This is a genomic window from Enterobacter sp. MGH120, assembly GCF_001037725.1.
GTDB lineage: Bacteria > Pseudomonadota > Gammaproteobacteria > Enterobacterales > Enterobacteriaceae > Enterobacter > Enterobacter hormaechei_C.
On the sequence record NZ_KQ089940.1, the window covers coordinates 2572888 to 2593016 of the forward strand.

The following is a 20129-nucleotide window of genomic DNA, read 5'->3' on the forward strand; positions in this document are numbered from 1 at the left end:
TAATGAGTACTCTACTAAGAAGTGCTGCGCTCGTCCTGTGCGCAGGGGTGAGCTGCGCGCAAGCAACAGAATCAGCCAAACAGTGGGAATTTAATATTGGCGCCATGTATGAAATTGAAAACGTCGAAGGTCAGGCCGACGATAAAGATGGATTATATGAACCCTCCGTGTGGTTTAATGCCACATGGGATGCCTGGACCATTTCGCTGGCTATGTATCAGGAAGGGCCGGTCGATTACAGTAGCATGACGCGCGGCACCTATTTCGATCGTCCTGAAGTAGAATTACGCTATCGTTTTATCGGCACCGATGATTTTACGTTCGGCCTGACCGGTGGCTTCCGTAATTATGGCTATCACTTTAAGGATGAGCATGGTGCTAAAGACGGTAGTGCTAATATGCAGCGCTATAAAGTTCAGCCTGACTGGGATATTAAACTAACCGACGACTGGCGTTTTGGCGGCTGGTTTGCCATGTATCAGTTTGCCAACGATCTGGAAAAAACCGGCTATTCTGACAGCCGCGTCGAGACCGAAACCGGTTTTACCTGGACAATTAACGAAACGGTCTCGGCAAAAGTTAATTACTATTTAGAGCGCGGTTTTAATATGGACGGCTCACGAAATAACGGTGAATTCTCCACTCAGGAAATTCGCGCCTATCTGCCGATTTCATTGGGTCAGACGACGCTAACGCCTTATACCCGTCTGGGACTCGATCGCTGGTCAAACTGGGACTGGCAAGACGATCCTGAGCGTGAAGGACATGATTTCAACCGTTTGGGTATGCTGTACGCCTATGATTTTAACAATGGTTTATCCATGACGCTGGAATATGCCTACGAATGGGAAAACCATGACGAAGGGGAAAGTGACCGCTTCCACTATGCCGGTATCGGCGTGAATTACGCGTTTTGATAACACTTCACCAGGGGCGTTTGCCCCTGGTTTTTAGCGTAATGAAGCCGCATCTGAAAAATGCGTTTCAACCAATATCTTATGCGGGGCAGGTTTACCCGCTATGCACCTGAACAACACATCGCAGCTCTCTTCGCCCAGCTTTCTGGTGGGGATATCAAAGCCGCCAGGCGCAGGGGTTAAAATGAGAGATAGCATTGGGTCGCTGTATCCTGCCATTGCGACCTGTTCGGGGATCGTCAGGTTTAGCGCATCCGCGGCACGATAAAGACTCAGCAATTTCATACTGTCTGTCGCAAAAACCGCATCGGGCGGGTTGTCTGAAGAGAGTAGCTGACAGGCCGCCTGAAGCGCGCTTTCATGGGTATATCCGCCATCAATAACCCAGTCCGGGTTAACTGCAATACCCTGCTTCTCAAGACTCGATTTATAGCCCGCCAGGCGATCGATAGAAACGTGATAATCGAGCGGGGCATGCAGGCAGGCAATTTTAGTGCGACCATGTTTGATAAATGAGTCGGTTAATATGGCGCTGTCGCGGAAATTATCCGTGTCGACAGAATAGATATTCTGGTAATTACCTTCCACTTTACCAATAACGACCACGGGCACGCCATATTCGTCCAGCGTCGCGAAAAAAGACTCGTTCGCCGGCGAGCTTAGCATGATGATCCCCTTGATCATCTTCTGCTTTATTTTACCCACGCATTTTTGCAGATCATCTTCGCTGCTTTTGGACGTTTGTAAAATAACATCAAAACCCTCTTCTTCTGCTTTTGCCGTAATGGCATGTAGTACATCAGAGAAAAACGGATTGCCTGCGGTGGTTTTGGTTGAACGGGTCGAAATAACCATAATGGCGTCGAAGCCAGAAGAGGTGAGTGCGCGGGCAAGTTTATTCGGTTGATAATTTAATTCTTCTATCGCCTTCAACACCTTTTCGCGCGCTTCAGGAGAAATATTCGTTTGTTTATTCAGAACGCGCGACACGGTTGATTTCGAAACGCCAGCAACGCGGGCAATATCATAGATGGTGGGTGACATACACCTTACTCACTCCAGACGGACAGCAATTGCGCCCATCTTACTGGAGAGAAAACGGCAATAGCAATAATTAAGAATTGATAATCAACGATCTGCCCCAATTTACTGTATTCTGAAGTGACTTTTTTCAGGGTTCCAGGCAATGAAGGACGGCGATGAAGCGACTTAAAAACGAATTCAATTCTCTGGTGAACCGTGGCGTTGATCGCCATCTGCGTCTTGCCGTGACGGGGCTGAGCCGCAGCGGTAAGACAGCATTCATTACGGCGATGGTCAATCAGCTGTTGAACCTGCATGCAGGGGCGCGCCTGCCACTGCTTAGCGCAGTGCGCGAGGAGCGGTTGCTTGGGGTGAAACGCGTACCGCAACGTGATTTTGGCATACCCCGTTTCACCTATGATGAAGGTCTGGCGCAGTTATACGGGGAGCCTCCCGCCTGGCCCACCCCGACGCGTGGCGTGAGCGAAATCCGGCTTGCGCTTCGTTTCCGCTCGAATGAATCCCTGATGCGTCACTTCAAAGAAACGTCCACGCTCTATCTCGAAATTGTGGATTACCCGGGAGAATGGCTGCTCGATTTACCGATGCTGGCGCAGGATTACCTGAGCTGGTCCCGACAGATGACCGGTCTGTTGCAGGGGCAGCGGGCAGAGTGGTCGACCAAATGGCGCCAGCTTTGCGAAGGGCTGGATCCGCTGGCACCGGCGGATGAAAACCGTCTGGCCGTCATAGCCGAAGCCTGGACGGATTACCTGCATCAGTGCAAGCAGGAGGGGTTGCATTTTATTCAGCCGGGCCGCTTTGTTCTGCCGGGTGATTTAGCCGGTGCTCCCGCGCTACAGTTTTTCCCGTGGCCGGACGTTGACAGCATCGGTGAATCGAAACTGGCGCAGGCGGACAAGACCACCAACGCCGGTATGCTCCGCGAGCGATACAATTATTACTGTGAGAAGGTGGTTAAGGGCTTTTATAAAAATCACTTTTTACGCTTTGACCGCCAGATCGTGCTGGTGGACTGCCTGCAACCGCTCAACAGCGGGCCGCAGGCGTTCAATGATATGCGGCTGGCGCTGACGCAGCTGATGCAAAGCTTTCATTATGGCCAGCGTACGCTGTTTCGCCGTTTGTTCTCGCCGGTCATCGACAAGCTGCTGTTTGCCGCCACAAAAGCTGACCATGTGACGGTCGATCAGCACGCCAACATGGTATCCCTGCTGCAACAGCTGGTGCAGGATGCCTGGCAGAATGCGGCCTTCGAAGGGATCAGTATGGATTGTCTGGGGCTGGCGTCCGTACAGGCTACGCAGAGTGGGTTGATTGACCTGAATGGCGAGAAAATTCCGGCCCTGCGGGGCAACCGTCTCAGCGACGGTGCGCCGCTCACGGTCTATCCGGGGGAAGTTCCGGCGCGTCTGCCGGGCCAGGCTTTCTGGCAAAGCCAGGGTTTTCAGTTCGAAGCCTTCCGTCCGCAGAGTATGAACGTTGACCAGCCATTGCCGCATATCCGTCTGGATGCCGCGCTGGAGTTTTTAATTGGAGATAAATTGCGATGACGGAACCGTTAAAACCACGCATTGATTTTACCGGCCAGCTTGAGCAGTCCCCGCATGAGGCGTTTAAAACGGCGCAAACCTTCAGCGGGCCGCAGGCCGACAACTTTGCTCCCGTGCTGGCAGACGAACCGATGGTTGAAGAGGGGCAGGCGGAAGCGGTTGTTGATGCGGCACTGCGCCCGAAACGCAGCCTGTGGCGCAAGATGGTGACCGCCGGGTTAGCCCTTTTTGGGGTGAGCGTAATCGGTCAGGGCGTGCAGTGGGGCGTCAATGCCTGGCAAACGCAGGACTGGGTGGCGCTGGGGGGATGCGCCGCCGGGGCGTTGATTGTTGGTGCGGGCGTTGGCTCAGTCGTCACCGAGTGGCGTCGCCTCTGGCGTTTGCGTCAGCGTGCCCACGAACGCGATGAAGCGCGGGATCTGCTGCACAGTCACGGCACAGGAAAAGGGCGTGCTTTTTGTGAAAAGCTTGCGGCTCAGGCCGGGATTGATCACTCTCACCCGGCGCTTCAGCGCTGGTATGCGGCGATCCACGAAACCCAGAATGACCAGGAAGTGGTCACGCTCTATGCCCACATTGTTCAGCCGGTGCTGGATGCGCAGGCTCGTCGTGAGATCAGCCGCTCGGCGGCGGAATCTACCCTGATGATCGCCGTCAGTCCGCTGGCAATGGTGGACATGGCCTTTATTGCCTGGCGCAACCTGCGCCTGATCAACCGCATCGCCAGACTGTATGGCATTGAGCTTGGCTATTACAGCCGACTGCGCCTGTTCAAACTGGTATTGCTGAATATCGCCTTCGCCGGGGCAAGCGAACTGGTGCGGGAGGTCGGGATGGACTGGATGTCGCAGGATCTTGCGGCGCGTCTCTCTGCCCGGGCGGCGCAGGGGATTGGTGCCGGTCTGCTGACGGCACGCCTGGGCATCAAAGCGATGGAAGTTTGTCGTCCACTCCCCTGGATCGATGGCGATAAGCCGCGGCTGGGGGATTTCCGTCGCGAATTAATTGGCCAGCTTAAAGAGACGCTCAATAAAAAACCTGCTCAGTGAGGTTTTGTTTACTAATCGTGCGGGCTGTCAATATTTGTTGACAGCCACCTTCCCGAACACCGTGATCTGACATATCATTTTACTGTTATTGGCTTAAACGGTGAATTTCCCATGCGTCTGGAAGTCTTTTGTGAGGACCGTCTCGGTCTGACCCGCGAGTTACTCGATCTTCTTGTTTTACGTAGCATTGATTTACGTGGCATAGAGATCGACCCTGTCGGGCGAATTTACCTCAATTTTGCCGAAATTGAATTTAATACCTTCAGTAGCCTGATGGCGGAAATCCGCCGTATCGCTGGCGTTACGGATGTACGCACCATCCCCTGGATGCCGTCCGAGCGGGAACATCTTGCGCTGAGCGCGCTGCTGGAAGCAATGCCGGAGCCGTTTCTCTCTCTCGATCTGAAAAATAAAGTCGAGCGCGTTAACCAGGCCAGCTGCCAGCTGTTTGCGCAGACTCAGGAAAAACTTATCGGGCACCACGCCACGCAACTGATCACCGGGTTTAATTTCCAGCGCTGGCTGGACAGCAACCCGCAAAATACCCATAGCGAGCACGTCGTCATCAACGGACAGAATTTCCTGATGGAGATCACGCCGGTCTACCTGAAAGGGGAAAATGCCGCGCGGGTGCTGACCGGCGCAGTGATCATGTTGCGCTCCACGGTGCGCATGGGGCGTCAGTTACAGAACCTTTCCAGCCAGGACGTCTGCGCATTCAGCCAGATTATTGCGGTGAGCCCGAAGATGCGTCATGTAATCGACCAGGCGCGCAAGCTGGCAAATCTTACGGCGCCGCTGCTGATTACCGGGGATACCGGTACGGGGAAAGATCTGCTGGCGCATGCTGTGCACATGGCCAGCCCGCGTGCGGCAAAACCGTATCTGGCGCTGAACTGCGCCTCTATTCCTGAAGATGCGGTGGAAAGTGAGCTGTTCGGGCATGCGCCGGAAGGTAAAAAAGGCTTCTTTGAACAGGCGAATGGCGGCTCGGTGCTGCTGGACGAGATTGGCGAAATGTCGCCACGCATGCAGGCGAAACTGCTTCGTTTTCTCAATGACGGCACGTTTCGCCGCGTGGGGGAAGATCATGAAGTACACGTGGATGTGCGCGTCATCTGCGCCACCCAGAAAAACCTGGTGGAGCTGGTGCAGAAAGGGGTATTCCGCGAAGATCTCTACTATCGTCTCAACGTTCTGACGCTCAATATTCCGCCGCTGCGCGATTGCCCGCAGGACATCATGCCGTTGACAGAACTGTTCGTGGCCCGTTTTGCCGACGAGCAGGGCGTGCCGCGTCCGAAGCTCTCTGCCGACCTGGGCACCGTGCTGACGCGTTACGGCTGGCCGGGCAATATTCGTCAGCTTAAAAATGCGGTCTATCGCGCATTAACTCAGCTTGAAGGGTATGAACTGCGCCCTCAGGATATTCTGTTGCCGGATTACGATGCCGGGACGGTCTCGGTAGGCGAAGAGGCAATGGAAGGCTCGCTGGATGACATCACCAGCCGTTTCGAGCGTTCGGTGTTAACGCAGCTTTATCGCAGCTATCCGAGCACGCGCAAGCTGGCTAAACGTCTTGGGGTGTCTCATACCGCGATTGCGAATAAGCTGCGCGAGTATGGGTTAAATCAGAAGAAGGGTGACGAATAAATAAAAAAGCCTCTTTGCAGAGGCTTTTTTACGTTTAGGCTTTAAGCGCCTCAAGTGCAGCGGTGTAATCCGGTTCGGTAGTGATTTCGTTAACCAGCTCACTGAAAACAACGTTGTCGTTTTCGTCGATCACCAGCACCGCACGAGCAGCCAGACCTTTCAGCGCGCCTTCGGAGATGGCAACACCGTATTTTTCCAGGAAATCCGGGCTGCGCAGAGTGGAAAGGGTGATGACGTTGCTCAGGCCTTCAGCGCCGCAGAAGCGGGACTGGGCAAACGGCAGGTCAGCAGAAATGCACAGCACTACGGTGTTGTTCATTTCGGTCGCCAGCTGGTTGAATTTACGCACTGATGCAGCGCAAACGCCAGTATCGATGCTTGGGAAAATGTTCAGGACTTTACGTTTGCCAGCAAACTGGCTCAGCGTGACGTCAGACAGATCTTTAGCCACCAGAGTAAAAGGCTGTGCTTTGCTGCCAGACTGTGGGATGGAACCTGCAACAGCAACCGGGTTGCCCTGGAAATGAACGAGTTGTGACATAGATATCTTCCTGTTTACAAATAGTTAACGTCGTGGCTAGTGTATGTCATCCGCAGTTAGCACGGCAAACCAATTTTCTGCCTTTCCGGCCTGCAAGGAGTCAGTGATGAGAAGCGTTAAGGTCTATGAAGAAGCCTGGCCATTGCACACCCCGTTTGTGATCTCGCGTGGCAGCCGTAATGAGGCCTGTGTGGTCGTGGTTGAATGTGAAGAGGACGGCGTAAAAGGCGTCGGGGAATGTACCCCTTATCCTCGCTACGGAGAAAGCCTGGCGTCAGTCATGGCGCAAATTATGACGGTGGTGCCCGAGTTGCAGGCGGGTCTGACGCGCGAGGCTCTTCAGCTTCGGTTGCCGGCCGGCGCGGCACGCAACGCGATTGACTGCGCACTCTGGAGTCTGGAAGCGGCGAAACAACAAAAACCGCTGCCTGCGCTGCTGGACGTTACGCTGCCGCAATCGATCGTCACCGCGCAAACGGTGGTCATCGGTGAACCAGAGCAAATGGCCGCCAGCGCTCAGGCGTTGTATGCCACCGGTGCAACATTATTAAAGGTGAAGCTCGACGATCGTCTGATTAGCGAACGCATGGTCGCCATTCGTGCGGCGGTGCCTGATGCCACTCTTATCGTCGATGCGAACGAATCATGGCATAGCGAAGGGCTGGCAGCCCGTTGTCAGCTGCTTGCCGATCTGGGCGTTGCCATGCTGGAGCAACCCCTCCCGGCAGAAGACGATGCCGCCCTGGCGAATTTTATTCATCCGCTTCCCGTCTGTGCAGATGAAAGCTGTCATACCCGTGAGAGCCTGTCAGCTCTCAAGGGACGCTACGAGATGGTGAACATTAAGCTGGATAAAACAGGTGGATTAACCGAGGCCCTGGCACTGGCACAAGATGCGCAGGCGCAAGGCTTTGCTCTGATGCTGGGCTGCATGTTGTGCACGTCCAGAGCGATCGGCGCTGCGCTCCCGCTGGTGAACAGCGTGCGTTTTGCCGATCTGGACGGCCCAACCTGGCTGGCGGTTGACGTATCACCCGCCCTGAATTTTACCTCCGGCGTACTTCATCTTTGAGGCTGCCAGCGCAGGAGATCTGTCATCGCCCGCAGGTATTTTTCGCTCGCTTCATCCGAGGAGATGGGCGGAAACTCTGCGGTGATACAGTGAAGGCTGAGGTCTGCGCACCAGCTGCCAAACGACCCGGGTGTTTCATAGCCAACGCTGCTCACCAGAGGTAGAGCAAACGCATCCGCCAGCCACTGCCCGAGCGCCGTATTACGAGGATCTTCAATACAGGCGAGGGGATCGTGGAAAGAGACAACCCAGGCCGGGTGGATCTTATGAATAAGCTGGCACAATGCCTGAGTCTCCGGTTCGGAACCGGGTTTGTCTCCCGTGAGCAGGACAACATCTCGCTCCTGCGCCGAACTGTTCCAGCGATACACCGTTTCACCGGCGCGCCAGTTTGCCGCCGGGAAGTTCCTGTTCAGGTCAACGCCGCGTGCATTCGCCCGTAATCCAAGCTGACAACCGTCCGGATTGACGGTCAAAATCACATGATGACGTCGTAAATCGGGGGCCAGCGTACGTAGCGCGCACGAGAGCGTCACGACAGACGAGTTTTCATCGCCATGCGTGCCCGCAATGATTAAGCCGCTATTGCGATCGGCCTCGGGTGCCGGAAACCAGATCAGCGGCGCGCCTAAAAACGAGCGTCCATAATGTTCAGTCCCGGGCGGGAAGGCGCCGCGTTCCGTTCTTGGTCGGGTAGTTGCCATAGTAAACCCTGATGATAAAGTCACTTCTGGCAGTGTTGTGCAAAAGCCGCGCTTAATCAAATAGTTTCCGTGTGTGTGGAAAATTGCCTGACATCAACTTTCCGGAGGAAGCATTTGCATTTCTCCGTTTCGAAACAAATAATTACGCATCTGCCTGTTACCTGACATCATTAAGGGGATCGTATGAAGCATCCTGTTTCGCTTCTTTGTACTGCGCTGTGGCTGTGCGGGCTTTCTTCACTTTCATATGCCGCGGAGGTTCCCGAAGGAACGGTTCTGGCGCAAAAGCAGGAGCTGGTTCGACATATTAAAGATGAGCCCGCTTCGCTCGATCCGGCAAAAGCGGTGGGGTTGCCCGAGATACAGGTGATCCGCGACCTCTATGAAGGGCTGGTAAATCAGAACGAAAAAGGGGAGTTAGTTCCCGGCGTGGCGACGCGCTGGCAGAGCAATGACAACCGCGTCTGGACGTTCACGTTGCGGGATAACGCTAAGTGGTCTGACGGAACCCCGGTGACGGCACAAGATTTTGTCTATAGCTGGCGTCGTCTGGTTGATCCTAAAACAACGTCACCTTTCGCCTGGTTTGCGGCGCTGGCGGGCATTAACAATGCCCAGGCCATTATCGACGGCAAAGCTGCTCCGGATACCCTCGGCGTGACGGCGGTGGATGCTAAAACGTTGCGCGTGCAGCTGGACAAACCGCTGCCCTGGTTCAGCAATCTGACGGCTAACTTCGCGTTTTATCCTGTTCAAAAGGCCAATGTGGAAAGCGGTAAGGAATGGACGCGCCCTGGCGCGCTCATTGGCAACGGTGCGTATGTGCTGAAAGATCGCGTGGTGAATGAAAAACTGGTGGTTGAGCCAAATTCTCATTACTGGGATAACGGCAGGACGGTGCTTAAAAAAGTCACCTTTGTGCCAATCAACCAGGAGTCCTCAGCGACCAAACGCTATCTGGCGGGCGATATCGATATTACAGAATCGTTTCCGAAAAACATGTACCAGAAGCTGCTTAAAGATATTCCGGGACAGGTATACACACCGCCACAGCTTGGGACCTATTACTACGCGTTTAATACGCAAAAAGGCCCAACCGCGGATGCCCGCGTACGTCTCGCGCTCAGCATGACTATCGACAGACGTATTATGGCGGAAAAAGTCCTGGGGACCGGCGAGAAACCGGCCTGGCATTTTACTCCCGATGTCACTGCGGGTTTTACGCCGGAAACCTCGCCATTTGAGCAGATGTCGCAACAGGAGCTAAATGCGCAGGCGAAAACGTTGTTGCAGGCGGCAGGCTATGGCCCTCAGCGCCCGCTTAAATTAACGCTGCTGTACAACACGTCTGAAAACCATCAGAAAATTGCGATTGCCGTTGCATCCATGTGGAAGAAAAATCTGGGTGTTGACGTTAAGTTGCAGAATCAGGAGTGGAAAACCTACATCGACAGCCGCAATACCGGGAATTTTGACGTCATCCGTGCATCGTGGGTAGGGGACTACAATGAGCCGTCAACATTCCTGTCGCTGCTGACATCCTCCCATAGCGGGAATATCTCACGATTCAACGATCCTGCTTACGATAAGATTATTCATCAGGCGACGCTCGAAACTACTGAAAAAGCGCGTAATGCCGACTACAACATGGCCGAGAAGATCCTCACCGAGAAAGCACCGATTGCCCCTATTTATCAGTACACCAATGGCCGTCTCATCAAACCATGGGTTAAAGGTTATCCGATAAATAACCCAGAGGATGTTGCGTACAGCCGTACAATGTATATTGAAAAGCACTAAAAAGAGCTCAGGGCGCTACGTGATTATGGTTAACATCCATTAACCGCATAAGCGCCCGCTCTCAGGGTTGATTGTTTTACAGCCTGGTTATTTCCGAATATCCCCTTCATATCAGCCCATCACTCATTGTCATGATGAATATCTTCAGAGAGATTCTTCCTCCCGTTTATCGAAAAACGCGTAGTCATTTATTCGCCATTCCAGTAGCAGTGTAGTCATTACTTTTTTTAAGATTAAATTTGTCCGATACAGGATTTTTCATATTCAGGCCATTTATTGAATTAAAACCTTATTTCTCTGCACTGTTAAGGGACGCGTTAATAAATGCATTGATGTAAATCAATTATTCAACCTCATGGAACAATAAGTTCAATATTTCCAATCAAAGCAGTCATTTCTGCCAAATTAATGTGAATAAATAGTTAATTTTTACTGTGTGTCATGTATCTATGGCATTTATGAGTACAATAATTTAGTGGAATATTCTTAAGAAAAGTCTAATGGTAGATCTTTGATCTGATAAGTTGATTTTAAATGGGCTTTTGCTCTAATATGGTTTTGTAAAGAAACGTCACTCACTTAACATTTATTTCTTTTAAAGAAAGGGACTGCTATGGCCGATTCATTCCAGAATGAGGTGCCCAAGGCACGCATAAACTTAAAGCTGGCTCTGCATACAGGTGGCGCGCAGAAGAAAATCGAACTGCCGCTTAAACTCCTCACCGTCGGTGATTTCAGTAATGGAAAAGAGAATCGTCCATTATCGGAAAGGGAGAAAATTAACGTCAATAAAAATAACTTCAACAGCGTACTTTCGGAATTTAACCCGGAAGTGAATCTGACGGTTCCTAACACAATGGCCGGGGATGGTTCGGAAGAAAGCATAAAACTGAATTTCTCCGATATTAAGGATTTCGAACCTGAACAGGTTGCCCGCCAGATCCCCCAGCTCCGCGCCATGCTGGCCATGCGTAATTTATTACGCGATCTCAAATCCAATCTTCTTGATAACGCCACTTTCAGAAAAGAACTTGAGAAAATTCTTAAAGACCCGGCGCTGTCTCAGGAATTACGCGACGAAATGAGTGCACTGGCCCCGAAATAAGCGGCATGTGTAATTTAATGGATTAACCGGGAATATGCTGATGTCTGTGAATACTGAAACCGCCTCCGCGCAGGGGCAGACCACCGTACTGGAAAAAGAGGGCGTTTACGCCTCCCTGTTTGAAAAAATCAACCTGACCCCGGCCTCCAGCCTGGGGGATATCAATGCGTTTCTGGATGACGCCGCGCTTTCTGACGCTCCGGCGGGTGAACGCCTGACGGCGGCGATGCAGGTGTTTATGGACTGCATCCGCAAATCCGGTCAGCCTGTGGAGAAGCTCGACAAAACGCTGATTGACCACCATATCGCTGAGCTGGATTTCCAGATCAGCCGTCAGCTGGATGCCGTAATGCATCACCAGGAGTTCCAGAAGGTGGAGTCCCTGTGGCGCGGCCTGAAGCAGCTGGTGGACAGCACCGACTACCGCCAGAACGTGAAAACCGAAATTCTGGATGTGTCGAAAGAAGATCTGCGTCAGGACTTTGAAGACGCGCCGGAACTTATCCAGAGCGGCCTCTACTGGCACACCTATACCGCCGAATACGACACCCCGGGCGGAGAGCCGATTGGTTCCGTGATTTCATCCTATGAATTTGACGCCAGCCCGCAGGATGTGGCGCTGCTGCGCAACATCTCTAAAGTGTCAGCTGCCGCACATATGCCGTTTATTGGCTCTGTCGGGCCGAAATTCTTCCTGAAAGACTCCATGGAAGAGGTGGCTGCAATTAAGGATATCGGCAACTACTTCGACCGCGCGGAATACATCAAGTGGAAATCCTTCCGCGACACCGACGACGCCCGCTACATCGGCCTCGTGATGCCGCGCGTGCTGGGGCGTCTGCCGTATGGCCCGGACACCGTACCTGTACGCAGCTTTAACTACGTTGAGCAGGTGAAAGGCCCGGATCACGAGAAATACCTGTGGACCAGCGCGTCGTTCTCCTTCGCGTCAAACATGGTGAAGAGCTTCATCAATAACGGCTGGTGCGTGCAGATCCGTGGCCCGCAGGCGGGCGGGGCGGTGAAAGACCTGCCTATTCATCTGTACGATCTGGGTACCGGCAACCAGGTGAAAATCCCGTCTGAGGTGATGATCCCGGAGACCCGCGAGTTTGAGTTTGCCAACCTCGGCTTTATCCCGCTCTCGTATTACAAAAACCGCGACTATGCCTGCTTCTTCTCGGCGAACTCCGCGCAGAAACCGGCGCTGTATGACACCGCAGATGCCACGGCCAACAGCCGCATCAACGCCCGTCTGCCGTATATCTTCCTGCTGTCGCGTATTGCGCACTACCTGAAGCTCATCCAGCGCGAGAACATTGGCACCACCAAGGACCGCCGTCTGCTGGAGCTGGAGCTGAATACCTGGGTGCGTAGTCTGGTGACGGAAATGACCGATCCGGGCGATGAGTTGCAGGCTTCTCATCCGCTGCGTGACGCGAAGGTGGTGGTGGAAGATATCGAAGACAACCCGGGTTTCTTCCGCGTGAAGCTGTTTGCGGTGCCGCACTTCCAGGTGGAAGGCATGGATGTGAACCTGTCTCTGGTGAGCCAGATGCCGAAAGCGAAAGCGTAACGTAAGGCAGGAAGCATGAAAACGGAACAACCGTTATGGGGCAGGGGCCAGATGGTCTCTCCCCAGCACTTCCAGCAACAGGCCGCCTATGCGGCCTGGTCTGCGGAATGTATCGCCCGACTGGGTCTCTCCCATCCCTGGGGGGTGATTAATGCCACTTTCGAACCGGATGTACTGAAGTTGGGCCGTCTACAGGCCCGTCATCTGCACCTCCGGTTCCCTGACGGGACATTAATCGATACGGATAATGCTGACGACCTGCCACCGGTGCTGGCGCTTGAGAGTGAAACACAGGACGTGGTGGTGGTTCTGGCTCTTCCGCTGCTGCGCGCGAATGGTGGCAACTGCCTTAAGCCCGATGAGGTGGCCGCGCGTCCTGTTCGCTATCGCCAGCGCTGGCGGGATGTCCGCAACCTTTTTGGCGATGATACCCGCCAGATTGCAGTGATGCGGCCAGAGCTGACGTTGCGATTTGCCCATCAGAACAACAGCGATTACCTGACCTGTCCGGTTGCCCGCCTGCAACAAGATTCGCAGGGGAACTGGGCACTTGATGAGACATACCTTCCGCCGCTGTTGGCGTTACTGGGCAGTCGCTGGCTGATGACCCAGCTGGAGCAACTGTTGACGCAACTGCGCGCCCGTCTGGGCCGCCTGATGGACATGCGCCGGGAAAGTAATGAGCGCATGGCGGATTTTGCCGTAGCCGATGTTTCATTGTTCTGGCTGCTCAATGCCCTGAACAGTGCTGAGCCCGTACTGGGTCAGTTTCAGCGCCACCCGCAAAGCCCGCCTGAGCGTCTCTATCCGGAGCTGGCAAGGCTTGCAGGCAGCCTGTTGACATTCTCGCTGGAGCATCAGGTCAGTGCGATCCCGGCATGGCAGCATGAGCAGCTGAATAACGTCTTCCCGCCGCTGTTTGATTTACTTGGCGATCTTCTGGAAGCCAGCCTGCCGTCGCGGGTGGTGGCAATTGAGCTTGAGCATGATGACCGGCTTCACTTCTGGCAGGCCCGTCTGCATGATCCACGTCTGCGCGAAGGGGCTGATTATTACCTCTCCGTGCGTTCACCGATGCCGGTGGCACAATTGCAGGAGCAGTTCCCGCGCCAGTGCAAGGTCGGCAGTCCCGATCATGTCAGGAGTATCGTCAATTCATCGCGGGTGGGCGTCCCTCTGATGCCGCTGCGCCATGTGCCGGCAGCCATTCCACTACGTCTGGAAAATCAGTATTTCAGCCTTGATGTCTCTCATCCTCTGGCCATCGAAATGTTCCAGAGCGGCACCTGTATGTTTTACGTTCCGGGAATGCTCGCCGAGCCTGAACTTGAACTCTTTGCGGTACTGAGAACATGAATGATCGTAAACGCGCTACTGCCGCGTTCATTGATATTGATGCCCTGTTACAGGACACCTGGCTACAGGTGATCAGTCTGCGTCACGGCCCGACATTCCAGGACGGGGAAGGTCGTACGCTTTGGGAGCGCTGCATTGATGATGTCGGGCGTGTGCAGCGAGAACTGAAAGCGAGCGAACTCGATGAAGCCAGCTGCCAGCATATTCTTACGGCACAGTGTGCGCTGCTTGATGAGGCGGTCAAAGGTCGCGGTGTAGCGGATGACGCCTGTATACAGTGGTATGACATTCCCTTACAGGGATACTTTCTTGGCACCATGGACGCCGGTGACACGTTATGCGATCGGATGCGTGATGTGCTGCGTGAACCGGCTCCTGACCACGCCGTTGTGACCTGCTTCCAGCGAGTCATGATGCTCGGATTCCTCGGCAACTTCCGCTCCCTGAACGATCCTGAGCGGCAGAAACTCATGAATGCACTGAATGAATATGTTGCGCCGTTCAGCTATTCACAACCCCATCCCGTTCTGGCGGAAAGCCATGCCGGACGGGGGATAGGGGGTTGGCTGGCATCATGGCCTATGCGCATTGGCCTGAGTGTGGTGGTGGTCACCGCATTATGGTGGGGACTGGATTGCTGGCTGGATCAGACACTGCTTACCCTGCTGCCGGGAGCCGTGAAATGAGCCCTGCACAACAGCGCGGGCTTGCGCTCTGGGCTGCCCTGCTGAGTGCAGTGGTCTGCCTGTGGTTTCTGCCAGCATCCCGTCTGGTTTCCATTCTCGTCCTGCTGGCGGTACTGGGACTCATCATAGCGTTCTGGGCTGTCGCCTGCCGTCGCGTGCAGCACGATTTCACCCTGTGTCTGGAGGACCTGCCTGAAGCCAATTATTGTCAGCCCGTGGTACTGGTCTGTGGCGATCTGCCGCTTGCCTGGCCGCATCAGTCACCTGTGCTTACTGTCACGCAGGGCTGCTGGATCCGTGTGGAGGATCATCTGGAACTGGAGCAGGCCGCCCGTCAGGTACTGTGGTTGCGCCCCGACTGGGGACGTCAGCTGTCAGTGATGGTCAGTGTTTGTCCGCAGCAGCACCCTGACAGTGAGCGCCTTACCAGTCGTTTGCTTGCCCTGCGCTGGCAGATTAGCCGGTTGCGTAAAGCAACCGGCCATTCTGTGCCACTGGTTCTGAATGGACAGGTCGGCAGTGCGATGATGAATGACATGCTCTGGCAGACGGCGATCCTGGGGGAAGGGGTAAAGGTCTGGAGTGGGACTTCAGCGCCTGGCTCAGTTGCTGAATGGGTTAATACTGGCGGAACGCCTGCGATGCAGCAACAGGTGCTGATGAACAGCCTGATGAGCTGGTTCCAACAGCACGTCCAGGCTGTCCTTATGGATGAAAACCCCGATATTCCTGTCATTGAACCTGTTGCGGTTCTGTGGGGATTGGGTCCGATCCTGACCGGAAGCATGGTCACCTCTGTCTGGACAGCGTGGTTGTCCCGCCATACTGCGATGCAGCAGGTGTCTGGCTGGCAGCCGGCGGGAACGGACAGTACGGTTATTTCCCTGTTCCCGAATTTTGTCCTCCCGTTACTGCCAGAAGGACGAGGCCTGACACCGCATGGTCGAACCTGGCGCGGTGCGCTCGGAATCTTAACGCTGGCGACCATTGCTGCGCTACTCAGCAGTGGCTGGAATAATCGCCAGCTGTTGCAACGCGTGAGCTTCGATATTGCACGCTATGAACGTATACCGATGAATGACTCCGGGCCGAAAGCTGACGCCGTTGCCGTGCTGCGCGAGGATGCGGCATTGCTGGACGACCATGCACGTAACGGTGTACCGGCCCGGCTGAGTCTGGGTCTGTATCAGGGCGGACGTCTGCGTATGCCAGTGCTGAATGCGATTCGCTCTTATGTGCCTCCGCCTCCGCCGCCTGAACCGGAACTCAAACCGGCACCGAAAATTGTCCGCCTCGACAGCATGTCGCTGTTCGATACCGGAAAGTGGGCGCTTAAACCCGCCTCAACAAAGCTGCTGGTGAACTCGCTTGTGGGGATCAAGGCGAAGCCCGGCTGGCTGATTGTGGTCGCGGGCCATACCGACAGCACCGGGGATGACCAGTCCAACCAGGTGCTGTCGCTTAAGCGTGCGGAGTCGGTGCGCGACTGGATGCGGGATACCGGCGATGTGCCGGAGAGCTGTTTTGCGGTGCAGGGCTATGGTGAAAGCCGTCCTGTCGCCACCAACGACACGGCGGAAGGCCGGGCGCTGAACCGCCGTGTCGAAATCAGTCTGGTACCGCAGGCGAATGCCTGTCAGGCGCCGGGCACGACCCAAGCGTCATCTCAGGATGATGGCGCTGATAACAATGTAACGGAGTAATTAACATGGCAATTCCAGTCTATCTGTGGCTGAAGGACGACGGCGGCGCGGACATCAAAGGGTCCGTGGACGTTCAGGATCGTGAAGGCAGTATCGAAGTGGTGGCCCAGGAGCACAACCTGTACATCCCGACCGATAACAATACCGGCAAGCTGACCGGCACCCGTATCCACACCCCGTTCCTGTTCACCAAGGAAATCGACTCCTCCAGCCCGTACCTGTACAAGGCGGTGACGACCGGCCAGACCCTGAAATCTGCTGAGTTCAAATGGTACAGAATCAATGACGCAGGCCAGGAAGTGGAGTACTTCAACACGAAGCTTGAGAACGTGAAGCTGGTGAAAGTGAATCCGAAGATGCATGACATCAAGGATCCTGCTTTCGAGAAGCACAACCACCTCGAGCAGATTGAACTGCGCTACGAAAAAATCACCTGGACCTACAAGGACGGCAACATCATTCATTCCGATTCCTGGAACGAACGCGCCACTGCGTAAGTCCCCGAGCAGACGGTCAGCCGTCTGCTTTTTTTGCTGAGCGCCTGCACTGACGGGTGGTCAGCAAAGAAAAACACAATCTGCCTGCCCGACCTGATGCGCTTTGGGTTCCTGAATAACAGGGAACAGCGACGGGCGGTAGCGTGTCCGGAACTGATAAAGAGAGAGTCTCATGGAAAATCCAGCCATCCTGTTACGCCGTCTTAACCCTTACTGTGCCCGCGCGATGGAAGGGGCCGCTTCCCTGTGCCAGACCCGCGCCCATGCGGAAATCCTGCCTGAGCACTGGCTGCTGAAACTGCTGGAACAGGGTGAGGGCGACCTGACGGTGCTGGCGCGGCGCTACGAATGGGATATGGATACGATATGGCAGGATATGCTGGGTTTTCTGGACAGCCTGCCACGGTCAGTGCGCAGCCGTCCGCAGCTTTCGGAGGGCGTGCAGTCACTGATGCAGGATGCCTGGCTGCACGCCTCGCTGGCGGAGGAAGAGCATATCCGCAGCATTCACCTCCTGATGGCTCTGGTGGAAAAACCGAAACTGCTGCGCTGCGACGGCCTGTGGCCGCTGCTGACGCTGGCGCAGAGCCAGCTTGAGCGCCTGCGTGGACTTCTGGATGCGCAGTCGGATGAACGCCCGGAGGTGCAGCAGGAAGCGGAGCTTACGCAGGGTGATGAGGTGGAGTTTGTCGGTCGTCCGGTGAATGCGGATATAAAAGGAGAGCTGAACCCGGCGTTGCAGAATGCGCTGGACAGGTTCACCCTCGACGTCACCGCCCGCGCCCGTGAGGGCAGAATCGACCCGGTCTATGGCCGCGACAATGAAATCCGCCAGATGGTGGACATTCTTTCCCGGCGCCGCAAGAACAACCCGATTCTGGTCGGCGAACCGGGGGTGGGTAAGACCGCGCTCGTGGAAGGACTGGCGCTGCGCATTCATGAGGGCAATGTGCCGGACGCGCTGAAGCCGGTCTCGGTACGCACCCTTGACCTCGGCCTGTTACAGGCCGGGGCGGGTGTGAAGGGGGAATTCGAGCAGCGCCTGAAAAACATCATCGACGCGGTGCAGCAGTCACCCCAGCCGGTTCTGCTCTTCATTGACGAGGCGCACACCATTATCGGCTCGGGCAACCAGGCGGGCGGCGCCGATGCGGCCAACCTGCTGAAACCGGCGCTCGCCCGCGGTGAGCTCAGAACCATCGCCGCCACCACCTGGAGTGAGTACAAACAGTACTTTGAGCGCGACGCCGCGCTGGAGCGTCGTTTCCAGATGGTTAAAGTTGATGAGCCGGACGACGACACCGCCTGCCTGATGCTGCGCGGACTCAAGTCACGCTACGCGGAGCACCATGGCGTACACATTACGGATGAGGCGGTTAAAGCTGCCGTCACGTTGTCCAGACGCTATCTGACCGGACGCCAGCTTCCTGACAAGGCGGTGGATTTGCTGGATACTGCCTCTGCCCGTGTCCGTATGAGCCTGGATACGGTGCCGGAGCCGCTGACCCGCATGAAGGCGCAGCTCACGGCACTGACTATGGAGAAGCAGGCGTTGCTGGAGGATATCGCGGTGAGCAACACCGCTCACGGCGAACGTCTGGCCGCCATCGGAGAGGAAGAGGTCGCCATCATTTTGCAGCTCGACGAACGGGAAACCGGCGCTGGAGTGGCTCGCAGGCTCTCGTCTACTTGACAGCCTGTTACTCTGGCCAGAAGTGGTACGCGACGATGCCCAGCGTACGACCGGTGCGTTGCTGCTCATCCGAGACAGTCTTGAAACTGAGCCTGAAGCGTCACGTCCAGATCTGAGTGCCCTGTACAGCGCGCTGGGAGCCCGCCTGATGAAAGCCGGTGGCGTGGATGCGGTAATACCCCAGAACGCCAGCAGTCAGACACGCCCGCAGTCGGCATCTCACACGGCAGAACAGGACGCGCCAGTGCTGAGCCGCATCACGTCCGGTCAGGATTTGCTGGCTCAGGCCCGAACCCTGACGGGATATTTGCGTGAGCAACCTGATGGCTGGCTTGCCGCACACCGGCTGATGAAAAGTCTGCGTCACGACACGCTGAGAGCAATCCCGGCACCGGATGCCGAAGGGAAAACGCGCATCGAACCGCCGCGGGCTGACCAGCGTGCAATGCTTAAACGGCTGTATTTGCAACAGAGCTGGCTGGAGATACTGGAACAAGCGGATAGCACTTTCTCGCGTGGCGCCAATCATCTCTGGCTGGATTTGCAGTGGTACATCCATCAGGCCCTGATTAAATCAGGCCAGGATGTGCTGGCCGATATCATTACCGCTGACCTGAAAGGGCTGCTGCGGCGCCTCCCTGGACTTGAAACGCTGGCCTTTAATGACGGCACACCCTTTGCTGATGAGGTCACGCTGAACTGGATAAACCAGAGCGTGCTCGACGAGATGTCCAACTGGCGGGATGAACCTGTCAATGCCGTGAGTGAAACTGGCAACGATATTCTGGCCCTTGAACCGGAAGCACTGGAGAAAGCTGACACGGTTGGTCTGGATGCCACACTCCACTGGCTGCAAACGCGCCCGGGCACCGAAACCACAAAAGACAAATGGTTGGTGCGCCTGCTGATGGCACGTGTGGCGGAGCAGAAGGGTAGGAATGAACTGGCCCTGCATCTGCTGGGTGAACTTGACGGTGCAGCACAGGCCATCACCCTCACTCAGTGGACGCCAGCGCTGTTGTTTGAAGTGAAATCGCGCCGTCTCAGGCTGCTGCGCATGAAAGCCGCCCGCAGTGAAACCGACAAGTCACGGCTTCAGCCAGAGATGGACCAGCTTCTGGCGGGTCTGATTGCGCTTGACCCGGCAGGCAGTGCGGTGCTTTGCGGGTAAAGCGACTGA

Annotated in this window: 15 protein-coding genes and 2 pseudogenes; 14 read left to right on the plus strand and 3 right to left on the minus strand. The window is 55.3% G+C overall.

Annotation, left to right across the window (positions count from 1 at the left end):
- Positions 1–2: 2 nt before the first annotated feature.
- Complete coding sequence (locus tag SK54_RS12090; RefSeq protein WP_023303821.1) at positions 3–917, plus strand: OmpG family monomeric porin; 915 nt, start codon at positions 3–5, stop codon at positions 915–917.
- A gap of 33 nt (positions 918–950) precedes the next feature.
- On the opposite strand, the gene SK54_RS12095 is transcribed toward SK54_RS12090, so the two are convergent.
- The gene (locus SK54_RS12095) at positions 951–1961 is read right to left on the minus strand and encodes a LacI family DNA-binding transcriptional regulator (protein ID WP_017693340.1); all 1011 of its coding nucleotides are present in this window, start codon (positions 1959–1961) and stop codon (positions 951–953) included.
- A gap of 155 nt (positions 1962–2116) precedes the next feature.
- On the opposite strand from SK54_RS12095, the gene SK54_RS12100 reads away from it, so the two are divergent.
- From SK54_RS12100 to tyrR, 3 genes are all read left to right on the plus strand, one after another.
- Positions 2117–3514 (plus strand): YcjX family GTP-binding protein, encoded by a 1398-nt coding sequence (locus SK54_RS12100; protein WP_023296695.1) that lies wholly within the window; start codon positions 2117–2119, stop codon positions 3512–3514.
- On the plus strand, positions 3511–4563 hold the full coding sequence (locus SK54_RS12105; RefSeq protein WP_032669702.1) for a YcjF family protein: 1053 nt from the start codon (positions 3511–3513) through the stop codon (positions 4561–4563). The genes SK54_RS12100 and SK54_RS12105 overlap by 4 nt, the downstream gene beginning before the upstream one ends.
- A 111-nt stretch (positions 4564–4674) precedes the next feature.
- A complete protein-coding gene (gene tyrR / locus SK54_RS12110) occupies positions 4675–6216 on the plus strand; it encodes a transcriptional regulator TyrR (RefSeq protein WP_045142579.1) in 1542 nt (513 codons plus the stop codon).
- A 34-nt stretch (positions 6217–6250) separates the two neighbouring features.
- Here the strand turns inward: tyrR and tpx are convergent, their stop codons facing one another.
- Positions 6251–6757: a thiol peroxidase gene (gene tpx / locus SK54_RS12115; protein ID WP_015570410.1), complete on the minus strand. Its 507-nt coding sequence runs from the start codon at positions 6755–6757 to the stop codon at positions 6251–6253.
- Between the two features lie 106 nt (positions 6758–6863).
- Between tpx and ycjG the strand changes: the two genes are divergently transcribed.
- A complete protein-coding gene (ycjG, locus tag SK54_RS12120) occupies positions 6864–7829 on the plus strand; it encodes an L-Ala-D/L-Glu epimerase (RefSeq protein ID WP_017693343.1) in 966 nt (321 codons plus the stop codon).
- Here the strand turns inward: ycjG and mpaA are convergent.
- On the minus strand, positions 7820–8533 hold the full coding sequence (gene mpaA, locus SK54_RS12125) for a murein tripeptide amidase MpaA (RefSeq protein WP_017382234.1): 714 nt from the start codon (positions 8531–8533) through the stop codon (positions 7820–7822). The genes ycjG and mpaA overlap by 10 nt on opposite strands.
- 183 nt (positions 8534–8716) lie before the next feature.
- Between mpaA and SK54_RS12130 the strand changes: the two genes are divergently transcribed.
- From SK54_RS12130 to tssA, 9 genes and pseudogenes are all read left to right on the plus strand, one after another.
- A complete protein-coding gene (locus SK54_RS12130) occupies positions 8717–10333 on the plus strand; it encodes a peptide ABC transporter substrate-binding protein (protein WP_048247263.1) in 1617 nt (538 codons plus the stop codon).
- 613 nt (positions 10334–10946) lie between these two features.
- Complete coding sequence (gene tssB, locus SK54_RS12135) at positions 10947–11438, plus strand: type VI secretion system contractile sheath small subunit (protein WP_003856899.1); 492 nt, start codon at positions 10947–10949, stop codon at positions 11436–11438.
- Between the two features lie 40 nt (positions 11439–11478).
- The gene (gene tssC, locus SK54_RS12140; protein ID WP_023324775.1) at positions 11479–13014 is read left to right on the plus strand and encodes a type VI secretion system contractile sheath large subunit; all 1536 of its coding nucleotides are present in this window, start codon (positions 11479–11481) and stop codon (positions 13012–13014) included.
- Between the two features lie 15 nt (positions 13015–13029).
- Positions 13030–14370, plus strand: coding sequence for a type VI secretion system baseplate subunit TssK (gene tssK / locus SK54_RS12145; protein WP_015570415.1), 1341 nt, complete (start codon positions 13030–13032; stop codon positions 14368–14370).
- The gene (tssL, locus tag SK54_RS12150) at positions 14367–15056 is read left to right on the plus strand and encodes a type VI secretion system protein TssL, short form (protein WP_032104876.1); all 690 of its coding nucleotides are present in this window, start codon (positions 14367–14369) and stop codon (positions 15054–15056) included. Before tssK ends, tssL begins: the two co-directional genes overlap by 4 nt.
- Positions 15053–16759 (plus strand): OmpA family protein, encoded by a 1707-nt coding sequence (locus tag SK54_RS12155; RefSeq protein WP_048247265.1) that lies wholly within the window; start codon positions 15053–15055, stop codon positions 16757–16759. The genes tssL and SK54_RS12155 overlap by 4 nt, the downstream gene beginning before the upstream one ends.
- Positions 16760–16764: 5 nt before the next feature.
- Positions 16765–17256 carry a type VI secretion system effector Hcp gene (gene hcp / locus SK54_RS12160; protein WP_009653685.1) on the plus strand — a complete coding sequence of 164 codons (492 nt, stop codon included), beginning with the start codon at positions 16765–16767 and terminating at the stop codon, positions 17254–17256.
- Positions 17257–17428: 172 nt separating this feature from the next.
- A pseudogene (locus tag SK54_RS12165) lies at positions 17429–18940 on the plus strand (AAA family ATPase); the annotation flags it as partial.
- A pseudogene (gene tssA / locus SK54_RS12170) lies at positions 18909–20120 on the plus strand (type VI secretion system protein TssA); the annotation flags it as partial. The pseudogenes SK54_RS12165 and tssA, both read left to right, overlap by 32 nt.
- Positions 20121–20129: the final 9 nt, after the last annotated feature.

Bases quoted from the DNA above. Each gene is read 5' to 3' on its own strand.
- tpx (WP_015570410.1), bottom strand. From the start codon at position 6,757: ATGTCACAACTCGTTCATTTCCAGGGCAACCCGGTTGCTGTTGCAGGT.
- SK54_RS12090 (WP_023303821.1), top strand. From the start codon at position 3: ATGAGTACTCTACTAAGAAGTGCTGCGCTCGTCCTGTGCGCAGGGGTG.
- mpaA (WP_017382234.1), bottom strand. From the start codon at position 8,533: ATGGCAACTACCCGACCAAGAACGGAACGCGGCGCCTTCCCGCCCGGG.
- SK54_RS12155 (WP_048247265.1), top strand. From the start codon at position 15,053: ATGAGCCCTGCACAACAGCGCGGGCTTGCGCTCTGGGCTGCCCTGCTG.
- tssK (WP_015570415.1), top strand. From the start codon at position 13,030: ATGAAAACGGAACAACCGTTATGGGGCAGGGGCCAGATGGTCTCTCCC.
- tssL (WP_032104876.1), top strand. From the start codon at position 14,367: ATGAATGATCGTAAACGCGCTACTGCCGCGTTCATTGATATTGATGCC.
- tssB (WP_003856899.1), top strand. From the start codon at position 10,947: ATGGCCGATTCATTCCAGAATGAGGTGCCCAAGGCACGCATAAACTTA.
- SK54_RS12100 (WP_023296695.1), top strand. From the start codon at position 2,117: ATGAAGCGACTTAAAAACGAATTCAATTCTCTGGTGAACCGTGGCGTT.
- SK54_RS12095 (WP_017693340.1), bottom strand. From the start codon at position 1,961: ATGTCACCCACCATCTATGATATTGCCCGCGTTGCTGGCGTTTCGAAA.
- tyrR (WP_045142579.1), top strand. From the start codon at position 4,675: ATGCGTCTGGAAGTCTTTTGTGAGGACCGTCTCGGTCTGACCCGCGAG.
- tssC (WP_023324775.1), top strand. From the start codon at position 11,479: ATGTCTGTGAATACTGAAACCGCCTCCGCGCAGGGGCAGACCACCGTA.
- ycjG (WP_017693343.1), top strand. From the start codon at position 6,864: ATGAGAAGCGTTAAGGTCTATGAAGAAGCCTGGCCATTGCACACCCCG.
- SK54_RS12130 (WP_048247263.1), top strand. From the start codon at position 8,717: ATGAAGCATCCTGTTTCGCTTCTTTGTACTGCGCTGTGGCTGTGCGGG.
- SK54_RS12105 (WP_032669702.1), top strand. From the start codon at position 3,511: ATGACGGAACCGTTAAAACCACGCATTGATTTTACCGGCCAGCTTGAG.
- hcp (WP_009653685.1), top strand. From the start codon at position 16,765: ATGGCAATTCCAGTCTATCTGTGGCTGAAGGACGACGGCGGCGCGGAC.